Origin of the sequence: Tessaracoccus flavescens (genome assembly GCF_001998865.1) — a bacterium.
GTDB lineage: Bacteria > Actinomycetota > Actinomycetes > Propionibacteriales > Propionibacteriaceae > Arachnia > Arachnia flavescens.
This window is the reverse complement of sequence record NZ_CP019607.1, coordinates 744,154-757,489: the sequence shown is the minus strand read 5'-3', so window position 1 is coordinate 757,489 and position 13,336 is coordinate 744,154. Positions and strand designations below refer to the sequence as shown.

12 protein-coding genes and 1 pseudogene are annotated in these 13,336 nt (G+C 68.4%); 7 read left to right on the top strand and 6 right to left on the bottom strand.

The window, feature by feature from the left end; translation table 11 throughout:
• The first annotated feature begins 24 nt into the window (after window positions 1-24).
• The 3 genes from BW733_RS03670 to menD are packed head-to-tail and all read left to right on the top strand — an operon-like array spanning window position 25 to window position 3,370.
• Window positions 25-903: a 1,4-dihydroxy-2-naphthoate polyprenyltransferase gene (locus tag BW733_RS03670; protein ID WP_237268285.1), complete on the top strand. Its 879-nt coding sequence runs from the start codon at window positions 25-27 to the stop codon at window positions 901-903.
• Window positions 900-1,850, top strand: coding sequence for an o-succinylbenzoate synthase (locus tag BW733_RS03665; protein WP_077347989.1), 951 nt, complete (start codon window positions 900-902; stop codon window positions 1,848-1,850). The genes BW733_RS03670 and BW733_RS03665 overlap by 4 nt, the downstream gene beginning before the upstream one ends.
• Entirely contained in the window at window positions 1,847-3,370 is a 1,524-nt protein-coding gene (menD, locus tag BW733_RS03660) for a 2-succinyl-5-enolpyruvyl-6-hydroxy-3-cyclohexene-1-carboxylic-acid synthase (protein WP_077347987.1), read from the top strand. The genes BW733_RS03665 and menD overlap by 4 nt, the downstream gene beginning before the upstream one ends.
• 99 nt (window positions 3,371-3,469) lie before the next feature.
• Here the strand turns inward: menD and BW733_RS03655 are convergent, their stop codons facing one another.
• Together BW733_RS03655 and BW733_RS03650 are read right to left on the bottom strand one after the other, a co-directional pair.
• A complete protein-coding gene (locus BW733_RS03655) occupies window positions 3,470-5,137 on the bottom strand; it encodes a TM0106 family RecB-like putative nuclease (RefSeq protein WP_152024544.1) in 1,668 nt (555 codons plus the stop codon).
• On the bottom strand, window positions 5,137-5,835 hold the full coding sequence (locus BW733_RS03650; RefSeq protein WP_077347983.1) for a demethylmenaquinone methyltransferase: 699 nt from the start codon (window positions 5,833-5,835) through the stop codon (window positions 5,137-5,139). The genes BW733_RS03655 and BW733_RS03650 overlap by 1 nt, the downstream gene beginning before the upstream one ends.
• A 90-nt stretch (window positions 5,836-5,925) precedes the next feature.
• Here BW733_RS03650 and BW733_RS03645 point away from each other — a divergent pair, with 90 nt between their 5' ends.
• On the top strand, window positions 5,926-6,543 hold the full coding sequence (locus BW733_RS03645; RefSeq protein ID WP_237268369.1) for an ABC transporter ATP-binding protein: 618 nt from the start codon (window positions 5,926-5,928) through the stop codon (window positions 6,541-6,543).
• Window positions 6,543-8,171 carry a DUF6297 family protein gene (locus BW733_RS03640; protein WP_077347979.1) on the top strand — a complete coding sequence of 543 codons (1,629 nt, stop codon included), beginning with the start codon at window positions 6,543-6,545 and terminating at the stop codon, window positions 8,169-8,171. The genes BW733_RS03645 and BW733_RS03640 overlap by 1 nt, the downstream gene beginning before the upstream one ends.
• A 365-nt stretch (window positions 8,172-8,536) precedes the next feature.
• Here BW733_RS03640 and BW733_RS03635 read toward each other — a convergent pair whose 3' ends face one another.
• The 4 genes from BW733_RS03635 to dnaK all read right to left on the bottom strand — a co-directional run bounded on the left by BW733_RS03635 (window position 8,537) and on the right by dnaK (window position 12,601).
• Window positions 8,537-8,956: a MerR family transcriptional regulator gene (locus BW733_RS03635; RefSeq protein ID WP_077347977.1), complete on the bottom strand. Its 420-nt coding sequence runs from the start codon at window positions 8,954-8,956 to the stop codon at window positions 8,537-8,539.
• A gap of 1 nt (window position 8,957) precedes the next feature.
• Window positions 8,958-10,055, bottom strand: a complete 1,098-nt coding sequence (locus BW733_RS03630; RefSeq protein ID WP_077347975.1) for a DnaJ C-terminal domain-containing protein — start codon at window positions 10,053-10,055, stop codon at window positions 8,958-8,960.
• On the bottom strand, window positions 10,052-10,621 hold the full coding sequence (locus BW733_RS03625) for a nucleotide exchange factor GrpE (RefSeq protein ID WP_077347973.1): 570 nt from the start codon (window positions 10,619-10,621) through the stop codon (window positions 10,052-10,054). Before BW733_RS03625 ends, BW733_RS03630 begins: the two co-directional genes overlap by 4 nt.
• A 150-nt stretch (window positions 10,622-10,771) precedes the next feature.
• Window positions 10,772-12,601, bottom strand: a complete 1,830-nt coding sequence (gene dnaK, locus BW733_RS03620) for a molecular chaperone DnaK (RefSeq protein WP_077347971.1) — start codon at window positions 12,599-12,601, stop codon at window positions 10,772-10,774.
• 292 nt (window positions 12,602-12,893) lie between these two features.
• On the opposite strand from dnaK, the pseudogene BW733_RS20005 reads away from it, so the two are divergent.
• Window positions 12,894-13,087: pseudogene (locus tag BW733_RS20005) on the top strand (hypothetical protein); the annotation flags it as partial.
• The gene (locus tag BW733_RS20000; RefSeq protein ID WP_077347969.1) at window positions 13,084-13,269 is read left to right on the top strand and encodes a ClpB D2-like domain containing protein; all 186 of its coding nucleotides are present in this window, start codon (window positions 13,084-13,086) and stop codon (window positions 13,267-13,269) included. The pseudogene BW733_RS20005 and the gene BW733_RS20000, both read left to right, overlap by 4 nt.
• The last annotated feature ends 67 nt before the right edge of the window (window positions 13,270-13,336 follow it).

Below are 13,336 nucleotides of genomic sequence, written 5' to 3'. Positions count from 1 at the left end.
CCCGCCACTATGGTTGGTTCAACCATGAACGACTCTCTCGCCATCTGGGTCGCCGGGGCCCGCCCGCGCACCCTCCCCGCCGCCGTCGCGCCGATCCTCGCCGGCTGTGCGTCCGCCGCGGCGCTCGGCCACGTCAACTGGCTGATCGCGCTGCTCTGCCTGCTGGTCGCGCTCGCGCTGCAGGTCGGCGTCAACTACGCCAACGACTACTCCGACGGCATGCGCGGCACCGACGACGACCGGGTCGGCCCGGTCCGCCTCGTCGCATCGGGGCTCGCCTCGGCGAAGGCCGTCAAGACGGCCGCCTTCATCTCCTTCGGGATCGGCGCTCTCGCGGGTCTCGGCGTCGTGGCGCTGAGCGGCCAGTGGTGGCTGCTCGCTGTCGGTGCCCTGTGCATCCTCGCCGCCTGGTTCTACACCGGGGGCAGCAAGCCCTACGGATACCTCGGGCTCGGCGAACTCATGGTCTTCGTCTTCTTCGGGCTCGTCGCGACCGTCGGCACCACCTACGTGATCGCGGGCCAGGCGCCGCTGCACGCGTGGATCGCGGGCACCAGCGTCGGCGCGCTCGCCAGCGCCATCCTCGTCGCCAACAACCTGCGCGACATCGAGACCGACCGCAGCTCCGGAAAGATGACGCTTCCGGCCCGCCTCGGCGACCGCGGAAGCCGGATCTTCTACGCATGTCTCTGCGCGCTCGCCGCCGCAGGCATCGTCGTGTTCGCCGCGCTGACCGGATGGACGGCGCTGATCGCCCTTCTTGCCGTGCTGCTGCTGATCGACCCGCTCCGCCGGGTGCTCGGCGGCGCCAACGGGCCGCGCCTGATCCCCGTGATCCAGTCCACCGGTTTCGCCGAGATCGGCGTCGGGCTCGGCCTCCTCGTGGGGGTCTACCTCGGATGAGCGCGCCGGTCGTCTACGACATTGCGATGGAGGTGCCGTTCAGGGGCCTCACCCGCCGCTCCGGCATCCTGTTCGAGGGGCCGGCCGGATGGGCCGAGTGGAGCCCGTTTCCCGAGTACGGCGACGAGGAGGCGGCGACCTGGCTGACCGCCGCGCTCGAGGCGGCGGCACACGGCTACCCCGATCGCGTGCGCGACCGGGTCGAGGTCAACGGCATCGTCCCCGCCCTTGACCCTGAGGCGGCCGCCGCCCGCGCCGTCGCCTCCGGCTGCCAGACCATCAAGATCAAGGTCGCGGGCCCGGGGTCAGGGCTCGACGACGATGTGGCCCGGGTCGCCGCCGTCCGGGCAGCGCTTCCCGACGCGAGGCTCCGGGTCGACGCCAACGGAGAGTGGAGTCTCGACCAGGCCCGCATCGCCGTCGACGAGCTCGCCCCGTTCGGGCTCGAGTACGTCGAACAGCCCTGCGCGACGGTCGAGGACCTCGCGCGGCTCCGGGCCCTCGACAAGGGCGTGCCCGTCGCCGCCGACGAGTCGATCCGCCGGGCTGGGGATCCGATGAGGGTGAAGCAGGCGGGCGCCGCCGACATCGCCGTGCTGAAGGTGCAACCGCTGGGCGGGGTGCGCGCCTGCCTCCGGCTCGCCGAGGAGCTCGCGATGCCGGTCGTGGTGAGCAGCGCGGTCGAGACCTCGGTCGGCCTCGCCGCGGGGGTCGCGCTCGCGGGAGCCCTTCCAGACCTGCCCTATGCGTGCGGCCTCGAGACGCAGCGGCTGCTCTCGGCGGACGTCACCCGTGCACCGCTCGCCCCGCACGACGGGTGGCTCCCCGTCACCCCCGTCGAGGTCGACGCGGACCTCCTCGAGGCCAGCCGGGCGACCGGTGACGTCGTCGACTTCTGGCTTGCCCGCTGGGAGCGGGTCCGCCACATCCTCCAGGGGCAGCGATGAGCAGCATCGAACTCGGCTCGACGATCCTCGACGCGCTGATCGGGGCAGGCGTCACAGACCTCGTGCTCGCACCGGGATCCCGCTCCGCCGCCCTCGCGCTCGCCGTCGAACGGGCCGACCGCGAAGGCCGGATCCGGCTGCACGTCCGCATCGACGAACGGGTCGCCGCCTTCACAGCGCTCGGCCTCGGTAAGGCAAGTGGCCGCACCGCCGCCGTCGTCACCACCTCCGGCACCGCCGTCGCCAACCTTGTCCCCGCCGCGATGGAGGCGACGACGGGCGGCCTGCCGCTGCTGCTGATCACCGCCGACCGGCCCGCGTACGCCGTCGGAACAGGCGCGAGCCAGACCGGCGAACAGGTCGGGCTCTTCGGCACCACGGTGCTCGGCGTCGTGCGCCTCTCCTCGGATTCGGGCACCCCCGACGCCTGGGCGGCCGGCGTCCACCGCGCCGTCGCGCTCGCCGAGGGACGTCGCACCCGACAGCCAGGGGCGGTGCAGCTCAACGTCGAGTTCGAGGCACCGATGGTGGGGGAGTTGCCACCGAGTCGTCAGCGACCGCTGAACGTCGCCCGTTCGGCAGGCCACGAGGCGGTCGAACTCGACGCTCGCCGCACCGTCGTCCTCGCGGGCGACGCCCCTCCCGCGGTCGGTGCGGAGGCGCGCGCCCTCGCCGAGGTGAGCGGGGCACCTCTGCTTGCCGAGCCGACGTCGAACGCACGATCCGGCGGCAACGCGGTCCCCGCCTACCGCCACGCCCTCCTCGAACTCGCAGACGAGATCGAGCGCGTGGTCGTGTTCGGGCACCCGACGCTGTCGCGCCCCGTCTCGGCGCTGCTCGCAAGCAGGCACACCGAGGTCGTGATCGTCAGCGACAAGGCCACCTGGATCGATCCCGGCCACCGCGCGGCCGTGGTCGCCGACCGGGTCGTGCTCGAGCCGCAGGATCCGGCCTGGCTTGCGCGGTGGCGCTCAGCCACGTGGGAGCCGTCGCGTGGGGGCTTCACCCAGCGCCACGTCGCGGACGCCGTGCTCGCCTCGCTCGACCAGGGCGACGACCTGATGTTCGGCTCCAGTTCGATCATCCGCGCCGCCGACGTCAGCCCCATCCGCGACGACGCCCCACGCACCTATGCCAACCGCGGCCTCGCAGGCATCGACGGCACCATCGCCACAGCAACGGGACTCGCTCTGGTCAACGGCCGACCCATGACCGTCCTGCTCGGCGACCTGACCGCCCAACACGACCTCGGCGCGCTGGTCCGCCCGCCGTCGGAGCCCTGGCCGCAGCGGCTGCGGGTGGTGGTCGTCGACGATCAGGGAGGCAGCATCTTCCGCAAGCTCGAGCAGGGCGCTCCCGAGTACGCGCACGCCTTTGACCGGGTGTTCCTCACCCCTCAGGGCGCCGACCTCGCGGCGGTCGCCGGGGCGCTCGGCTGGCGGTCGGTCACCGTCTCCGATGCGACCGCGCTCGACGCGGCCCTCGCTTCGGACGCGGAGTTCATCCTGGCCCGGCTCTGAGGAGGAGGTCCAATCATTCGTTCCGCACTGGCCGACGCTCAGCGCGAATGAAGGCGAGCCAAGCTTCACCGATGCGCTAGCTGTACAGCTAGCGGGTGGTCAGGCGTCGAAGGCGGTCAGCCAGTTGCGCACGGCGAGGGTGGCGCGCACGTCGTCCTCGTTGTACTCGAGCACCCGCTCGCGGGCCTTGTCGCGTGCCGACTCGCTCTGGTGGTCGACGGCGTCCTTGAACCACGTCTGCGACGCGAGGCCGCCGGGCTCCTCGTCGCGCCAGGAGAACCCGGCGCCGCGGGTCGCCACGATCTTGAGCCCCAGCCCGTCGACCCCGACGAAGTTGTCGCGCACGAAGCCGAACAGGTCCACGAAGCGATCGCGGATCAGGTCGCACGCCTTCCGCAGCGTTGGGTCGTCGCTGCGGTCCGCCAGGCGCTGGAGATGCACCCTCTCGTAGTCGCTGTAGTGGAACACCAGCAGATCGGGGTGACGCTCGGCCAGTTCGAGCAGCCAGGAGGCCAACTGCTTGGCAAGGGCGGTCTCGCGGCAGCCGGAGATGTGTTCGAACTGGCTGAAGTGCATGTAGCGCGTGCCCTCCGCGTCGGTCAGCAGCGCGCCCCAGAGATAGACCGATCCGTCCTCAGCCGTCTCGATGTCCAGGTCGACCTCCACCGCGGAGCGGGGCACCCCGATCGGCTCGACGCTCACCCGTTCGAGGTCGACGCCGTTGGCCAGCATGCGAGCCCGTCGTGCGGCCTGCCGCAGCCGCTGTTCCGCTCGGTCGCGATGCCCGGTCTGGGGGAGATAGGCGGGAAGGATGGCCTCGACATCGGCGACGGCCAGCTCCGCCACCGTCTTGATTCCGAGCGAGAGCAGGGTCTGGAGTTCGCGCACGTCGAGCGGGGCCTTCGAGATGCGCAGGGAGAGGTCGTCGTCGTCGATCTGCGGACGGCACACCTGCCACCAGGCGCACCACTCGCACTCCTTGACGCGGATCGGCCTGACCACGGGTGGCGGGTCGTCCACGCCGGTGCGCTGGGCGGCATTCTCGGCGACGTAGACGCGGAACCGGTGTTCGTGGTCGTAGCGCTCCAACGTGGAGCGCAGCTTGTGGCCGGCCGTCTTGGAGTAGGTGCGGATGAACTTGGTGCTGAGGTCCACCCAGGTCGCCGTCGGGTCTCCGCCCTCGGACCGGTCGTCTCCGACGACGGCGGCGAGCGGCTCTGACGACGCGAACCCGCAGGATTCGAGCAGGCGCCAGTAGTGGGCCAGCTCGAGCAGCACCCCCTCGCGGTAGACGCGGTAGCGCAGGTCGGGCAGCGGCCTGAGCGCGAGCAGGTTGGCGAGGGTGGAGGTCTGGAGCGTCGCTGAGCCGAGCTGCTTCTCGCGGACCCGGTACGGCTTGACCTTGAGCGGCCAGTAGCCGGGTGCCCCCTCGGCGGTGTCGGCGCCGCGCACCAGGGCGTCCGGCCTTCCGCTGCGGTGGCCGGCGAGATCCAGGGGCAGCACGCCGCCCACGATCACCGGGGTCCCTGCGCCCAGCGCGGCGAGGGTGGCCGCCTCCCGCTCGGCCCACGTGCCCTCCGCGCGGAGGTCGACGACGCCCTCGCTCGAGACGACGCGTTCGAGCACGAGGTCGCGGAAGTCGGAACCGCCCTGGAACGCCTCACGCAGCGACTCGTCGAGGGGAAGGTCGGGCAACGTCGGGTCGAAGGTGTTGAAGGTCTTCACCGGGCAGCTGCGCGCGGAGTAGGCGTCCAACACGAACGACATCACTTGGCCTTCCATCCGCGGTGCAGCGCGACGATCCCTCCCGCATGGTTCTGCCATTCGACGTCTGTCCAGCCCACCTCGGCCATCACGTCGGCGAGTTCTGGCTGGCTCGGCCACGCCGCGATCGACTCGGCGAGGTAGGTGTAGGCCGCCCGGTTGCTCGACAGCTTGGCCATCGCGGGAAGCGCGACGGGCAGGTAACGGTCGTAGACGTAGCGGAAGGCGGGGTTGGTCGGGGTGGAGAACTCGTTGACGACGATGCGGCCGCCCGGGCGGGTCACGCGGAGCAGCTCGCGCAGCGCCGCCGCCGTGTCGTCGATGTTGCGCAGGCCGTAGCTGATGGTGACGGCGTCGAACGTGTCGTCATGGAAGGGCAGCGCGAGCGCGTCGACGTTGGCGAAATCCAGGGTGGGGAACTGGGCGAGCCCCTCGCGGAGCATGCCGAACGACAGATCGGCTGCCGTGACGTGGGCCCCTCGCTCGGCTATCGCGGCGGAGGACCGTGCGGTGCCCGCGGCCAGATCAAGGATCCGCTCTCCCGGGCGCGGCGCGACCGCCTCGACGGTCGCGCGCCGCCAGGCGCGGTCCTGGCCGCCGGTCATCACCGAGTTCATGAAGTCGTAGCGCTTGGCCACACCGTCGAACATGGCAGCGACATCTGCGTGCTGCTTGTCCAGCCCGGCCCTCGAATTCTGCATTGCCTCAGCCTAGCGGTGCCGCCAGACAAGCCGCGTTGCGCGTCGCTTTCACCTATCCGCCACAATGGGACCGTGGCTAAGAAAGACGTTGTGCTCCAGGTGGACAAGCTGAAGAAGGGCTACGGCCCTGTGACGATCGTGGAGGGCTTCTCCATGAAGGTCCACGAGGGCGAGGCCGTCGCGTTGACCGGCCGGAACGGTGCGGGCAAGTCGACGGTGCTGCGCTGCCTCGTCGGCGCCGACCGCCCGGACGAGGGGACGGTCACCGTCGGTGGGGTGAAGGTCTCCGAGACCAACCCCGTGATCCGGCGGGACGTGGCCACCGTCATCGACGACCTCGACTTCTTCCCCGACCTCTCGGTCGTGGAGCACCTCGACCTGCTCGCCCGCGCCCACGGGCTCACCGATCCCGACGCCCTCGTGGACGAGGTGCTCGAGGAGGTGCAGCTCGTTCCGCAGGCGGGGCAGCTCCCCTCGACGCTGTCGTCGGGTCAGCGGCGCCGACTCGCCCTCGCCACCGCATTCGTCCGTCCCCGCCGCCTCCTCGTGCTCGACGAGCCCGAGCAGCGCCTCGACGTCGAGGGCGTAGAGTGGCTCGGCCGTCGGTTGAAGACGGAACTCGAAGGCGGGCTCGCGATCGTGCTCGCCAGCCACGAGCCGGCCCTGCTCCAGGCGATCGGCGCCAAGCAGCTGCGACTGGGGGCCTGATGTCCACCGACCAGCGCTTCGGCGACCTCGGCGTCGTCGACGAGAAGCAGCTCAAGCTGCTGATGCGCGACTGGCGCCGCGGCCGCGCCGATCGCAACATCTGGCAGGCACTCTCCGACGGCTACGTCATGGTGTTCAGCATCGTGCTGATCGGCGCCATGATCATCTCCTCGATCGTCCGGGCCCAGCAGGTGGTCGCGGTCTGCGACACCGACGGCTGCATCGCGGCACGCGGACTGCTTCCCTGGGCGGCCGTCGCGGCGGTACTCGCCGCCACCCTGATCGTGTCGCGCATGTTCGGCCCCGTCGTCGCGTCGGCTGCCGAAGGCTTCTGGCTCATGGACGGCCCCACCGACCGGCGCACGCTCCTCGGTGGACGCCTCGTCGCCGCGATCAGCTTCGCGCTCGTCGCGGGCGCCCTGCTCGGTGCGTTAATCGCCGCGCTGACCGGATCGCCTCTCGTCGCCGTCGGCATCTGGGCGCTCGCCGGAGGGTTCGGCTCGGCCGGGCTCGTCGCCTTCGCGGCCGCCGAGCAGGGGCTCGACCGGACCTGGATCGTGACGGCGGTCCAGTGGCTGATCGGCGCCGTCGCGATCGGCACGCTCGTGCTGCTCGTCGGCGGGGCGGCCGGCTGGTTCGCGCTCGGCGGGCTCGCGACGCTGTCGGTCGAACTCGCCTTCATCGTGGCGGGCGTCGGGCTTCTGCTGATCGTCGTGGCCGGTTTCATCGCATGGCGACGGCTGCGCGGTGTGCGCAGGCAGCGCCTGATCTCGGGCGGTTCGCTGCTCAGCGGACTGCAGGGCGCGGCCTTCGCGCTCGAGTTCGCCCTGATCCGCGACATCCTGGTCGAGGCTAAGTCGAAGCAGCGCGGGCACGTCAATCCCACCAGGGGCGTCGGCTTCGGCACGAAGGCGCTGGTCATGCGCGACGTGCAGCGCGTGTGGCGGCAGCCGCTTCCGCTCGTCACGCTCGCCGCGACGGTTGTCGTCCCTTACGCGATCCAGGCGCTCGGGCTGGCCAGCCTCAACCCGCCGATCTCGGCGCTGGTGCTCATGGCCGCGCTGATTCCCTTCATGAACTCGCTGCGCGTGCTGACCCGCACCAAGGGCCTGCAGCGCTGCTTCCCGTTCGACCCCGCCCAGATCAAGACCGCAGCGATGGTCGTGCCCGCGGTGCTTGCCCTCCTGTGGGCGATCGCCGCCTTCCCGGCCTTCCTCGGCCTTGCCGGGGGAGTGACCGCCGATCCGCTCACCGCGGCGGCCTCCGCCCTCGTGACCGGCATCGCCGGGTTCCTCGGCGCCGTCCGTTGGATCTCGGCGAAGCCCGCCGACTACTCGGGCCCGATCGTCGCCACGGGCGTCGGCGCCATGCCGCCCGGGCTGATCTTCTCCCTGCTGCGCGGCTTCGACATGGTCGCGCTGGTGACCCTCCCGATCGTGTTCGGCTGGTCCGCCTGGATCTCGCTCGTGATCGCGGCGATCGCCTTCGGCTTCCTGCGTTCCGGCCTCGACAAGGACTCGCTGCTCGAGCAGCAGGAGGAGCAGAAGCGGATGCTGGAGCAGAAGAAGGCGCGGCGGAACGGGACGGCGGCGCCGAAGCGGAAGATCCAGGTGCAGCGCAGGCGCTGACACCTGACTTTCGGCCTGTTCAGGTGGGTTTTGCAACCCATATAGGTGGACAACCGTACCTCTCTCACTACGCTGGTAGTTCCCGTGCGGCTCGGCGCGGAAACGTTCAGTCATTCAGGGGGAGAGCCAATGCCCCATTCCGCAACTCACGCGGCGGGGAGACGCTGCGAAGTCGGGCACCTGAGGCTCCGTCATGAGGTTGGCCGCCGGTGATACGGGCTCTGTGGTGGACGGCCCTGGGTGACTACGAATGAGGCCTTCGAGGCCGGGCGCACAGTTGAGTATCGAAAGTTGTGAAATGCGGCCGACAGGCACAACACGTCACATGGAGTAGCGGCTGTGGCGCGCTGTGCCAGCCGGCCTGATTAGCGCTGCAGGCGCCGACGCCCCGTCATCGTCTGACGGCCGGGCCATGCCCTGCCATCGCTGCCCGTGGTGAACACTCGCCCACTGGGGGTGGGTACGGTCCGGTCCAAGACCTCCCACAGCTCGGTCACCATCTGATCCAAGCGTTGGCGGGTCTGCTCGATCTGGTCTTGCAAGGCGAAGAGCTGTCGGACTTGGTCGAGGTCCATCCCGGCGCGTTGAACCAGGTTCCGCGCTTGGCGCAGCCGCACAAGGTCGTGCTGGTCGTAGCTCGCTTGGCCGGCGGCGCTGCGGCGTGGGCTCACGATGCCGGCGCGCTCGAAGGCTTCGAGCGTGCGGCGGTGCAGACCGGTCAGGAGCACCACCTGGCTGGTGGTGAACACCACACCGTCATGAACGCTGTTGTCGGTGGTGGTCATCTCAGTTCCTCCCAAGGATCGAAGCGCGGGGGTTGGGCTGGTCTACGGCGTCGGCGAAGTCGCGCATTGCCTGCCTGGCCCGGTCGTTGAGCGACGTCGGCATGACGACCTCGACGGTGACTAGCAGGTCGCCGGTTCCCGCCTTGGTGGTGACCCCCTTGCCCCGCACACGCAGGGTGCGCCGGTTCGGGGTGCATTCGGGGATACGCACCTTCACTCGTCCGCCTTCGAGGGTGGGAACCTCGATATCGGCGCCCAGGATGAGTTCGTCGACGGTGACCGGCACGGACACGGTAAGATCTCGCCCCTTGCGGCCGAACAGTGGGTGCGGGGTGACATGAACGCGGACCAGCAGGTCGCCCGCCGGGCCGCCGTTTAGGCCGGCCGAGCCCTTGCCCTTGATTCGGATGGTCTGGCCGTCGTCGACGCCTGCCGGGATGCGCACCTTCATGGTCTTGGCTTGGCGTACCCGCCCGGTGCCGTGGCAGGAGCCGCATACCTGTGGCGGGTTTCCCGAGGTGATGCCAGCGCCGCCGCAAGCCGTGCACGCCACCTCAGAGACCAGCTGCATCGAAACGGTGGTGCCCTTGACAGCTTCGAGGAAGCCGATGGTCACCTCCCCCTCGATGTCAGCGCCCTTCCGAGGGCCCCTGGGCCGCCGAGCACCGCTGAAGCCAGCACCGTCCTGGCCGAACAAGCCGCCCAGGATGTCCTCAAAACCCGCACCTTGGCCAAAGAGGTCCTCGGCAGACCCACCAGTCGAATAGCTGTAGGTGTAGGGGCCACCGGCGGGGTTTCCATAGGCGTACTGGCCACCGGCTCCCGGAAATCCTGCGCCGGAGCCGTAGCCGAAGCCGCCATTGGCGACCATCTCGCGGATCTCGTCGTACTCTCGTCGCGAGTCGGGGTTGGACAGGACAGAGTTTGCCTCCGAGATTTCCTTGAACCGGGCCTCAGCAGCAGCGTCGCCGGGGTGCTGGTCGGGATGGTTCTGACGAGCGAGCTTACGGAAGGCCTTCTTGATGTCCTTGTCGGTAGCGTCCTTCGACACGCCCAGGACCTTATAAAAGTCCTTGTCAACCCAATCTTGCGCGCTCATCGCTGCTCATCTCCGTGCGTACTGGACTCGGTGGCGGCTTGTTGTGTGTCCGGCTCGCTGACTGCGACGCGGGCAGGGCGCAGGACCTTGTCGTGAATGCGGAAACCTGGCTGCATCACTTGCGAGATACAAGTCTTGGTGGCGCCAGACATCGGCAGCTGCATCAATGCCTCATGCAGGGTGGGGTCGAATTCGTCTCCGACCTGGCCGTAACTGCTCAGGCCGTGCCGAGCAGCCACTGCGGAGATCTGGTCGGCAAGCATCTTGAAGGGGCCATCCAGCTCGCCGTGCTGCTCGGCCAGCTGGATCGCATCCAAGGCGGGCAGAAGGTCCGTGAGAATCTGTTCCTTTCCCGCGCGGCGCGCCAGGTCCCGGTCACGGTCGACTCGTCGCTTGTAATTGATGTACTCGGCTTGCAGCCGCTGCAGGTCCTCAGTACGTTCCGCCAAGCGGCTCTCCAGCTGCGCGACCTGATCACGCAACGCTTCGAGCTGCGCGTCAGGAGCGAGCACCTCGTCGGCCGCTGGCTGCGGAGTGGGCGAGGTGGTCACGTCGTCTGTGCTCATACTTCTTCCTGGGGGTGATTGTCGTGGCAGCACCTGACAGGCAGCGCCACCGTGGATGGGCTCAGGACCATGCGAAGGGCTCGCAACGCGGGCCGATCGCCAGGTGATCGCCGGAATGGGTGGGGTCGCAAGGCGACCCCACCGGGCGCATCACTTGTCGTCGACGATCTCCGCGTCGACCACGTCATCGTCGGAGGATGTCTCCTGCTCACTCGGCGATGCCGGTCCCTGAGCCTGTGGCTGGCTTGCTGCATAGACTGCCTGTCCCATCACTGAGGTCTTTTCGTTCAGCTCCTCCATCAGAGCCTTCACCTGGTCATCGTTGCCGGTGCCCTTCAGGGCCTCCTTCAACTTGTCCAGGGCCTCCACGACGGGTGCCTTGACGTCGTCGCCGATGGTCGCGGCGTTGTCGGCGAGTAGTTGCTCAGTGCGGAACGCCAGGGCATCGGCCTGATTCCGCATCTCGACGGCCTCACGACGCCTCCTGTCCTCCTCGGCGTGCGCCTCGGCGTCCTTCACCATCCGGTCGATGTCGTCCTTGTCAAGCGCCGAGCCGCCGGTGACGGTCATCGACTGCTCCTTGCCAGTTGCCTTGTCCTTGGCGGACACGTGCACGATGCCGTTGGCGTCGATGTCGAACGTGACCTCGACCTGCGGAACCCCGCGCGGGGCGGGCATCAGACCGGTCAGCTCGAAGTTGCCCAGCGGCTTGTTGTCGCGGGCGAACTCACGTTCACCCTGGTACACCTGCACCATCACCGACGGCTGATTGTCCTCGGCCGTCGTGAAGATCTCGGACCGCTTGGTCGGAATCGTCGTGTTGCGCTCGATGATCTTCGTCATCACGCCGCCCTTGGTTTCGATGCCGAGGGACAGCGGGGTGACGTCGAGCAGCAGGACGTCCTTGACCTCACCCTTGAGGACACCAGCCTGAAGCGCAGCACCCAGAGCGACAACCTCGTCGGGGTTGACACCCTTGTGCGGTTCCTTGCCCGACAACTCCTTGACCAGCTCGACAACAGCCGGCATACGGGTGGAACCGCCCACCAGAATGACTTCGTCGATCTTATCCACCGAGGTGTGGGCGTCCTTGATGACGGCCTGGAAGGGAGCCTTGCAGCGGTCCAGCAGATCCTTCGTCATGCGCTCGAACTCGGCGCGCGTCAGCTTGGCCTCCAAGTGCAGCGGACCCGCCGCGCCGGCCGTGATGTACGGCAAGTTGATCTGGGTCTCCGGCGCCGAGCTCAACTCGATCTTGGCGCGCTCGGCGGCCTCCTGTAGACGTTGCTTGGCCATCTTGTCCGCGCTCAGGTCGATACCGTGGGCGTTCTTGAACTGCGTCACCAGCCAATCGACAATCCGCTGATCCCAGTCGTCGCCGCCCAGACGGTTGTCGCCATTGGTGGCCTTGACTTCGAAGACGCCGTCGGAGATGTCCAACAGCGAAACGTCGAACGTGCCACCGCCGAGGTCGAAGACGAGGACGCTCTGCTCCTTGTCGCCCTTGTCGAGGCCGTACGCCAACGCCGCCGCGGTGGGCTCGTTGATGATGCGGTCGACGGTCAGACCCGCAATTTCGCCGGCCTCCTTGGTGGCTTGACGCTGAGCATCGTTGAAGTACGCCGGCACAGTGATGACCGCGTTCGTGACGGGCTCACCCAGGTAAGCTTCGGCGTCCCGCTTCAGCTTCTGCAGGATGCGGGCGCTAATTTCCTGCGGCGTGTACCTCTTGCCGTCGATGCTGACTGACCAATCGGTGCCCATATGGCGCTTGACCGAGCGGATGGTGCGATCGACATTCGTGACGGCCTGGCGCTTGGCGACTTCGCCGACGAGCACCTCTCCATCCTTGGTGAACGCGACCACCGACGGCGTCGTGCGGGAGCCTTCGGCGTTGGGGATGACGGTGGGCTCGCCGCCCTCGAGGACGGCGATGCAAGAGTTGGTGGTGCCCAGATCGATACCGACTGAACGTGCCATGGTTGTTCTCCTTCTTTGTTGTGAACTATGAAAGATCATAGAGAAGCGCTGACGTGGCCGGGCCGCTCCCACGTCATTCACTGTTCTCGACTTCGGAGTTCTAGCCGATGGGTGGCGACACCCAAAGTGGCCGAGACGATCCCCACTGCCTCTCTGCGCCCCTTGGGCGAGTGAGGGCGATCAGAGCCCTGAAGACATTACGAACAGCGAAGCTGCTCAGCACGCAAGGACCGCGTCCGGAGGCGGAAGACCGCGGTTGGGCCGAAAGACTAGTTCGCCATCGCCGTCCTTTGACAAGCTCCTCATCATGGAGGAACACATCGGCAAGCGCCTCATCGGGCAGAAGCGAGCAGTCAAAGCCGTTGCCGATGCTGTCCGGCGCAGCCGCGCTGGCATCAGCGATCCGAACCGGCCACCGGCAGCTTCCTTTTCCTCGGCCCCACCGACGTGGGCAAGACTGAACTGGCCAAGAGCTTGGCCGACTGGGCAAGGAATGGCTCGCCCGCAACGGCTTCGACCCCGTCTATGACGCTCGACCGCTGCGCCGGCTGGTGCAGTCCACCATCGAGGACCAGCTCGCCACAAAGCTACTCGCCAGCGAGATCATCGATGGTGCTGTGGTCACGTTCGACGTCGATCCCGACACCGACCAGCTGCGCATCGGCTGAGCCCAAAAGCGAGGCCGGGGTCTCCTCATTTGGGACACCGGCCTCGTGCTGTCCTGCTGCGTTGAGC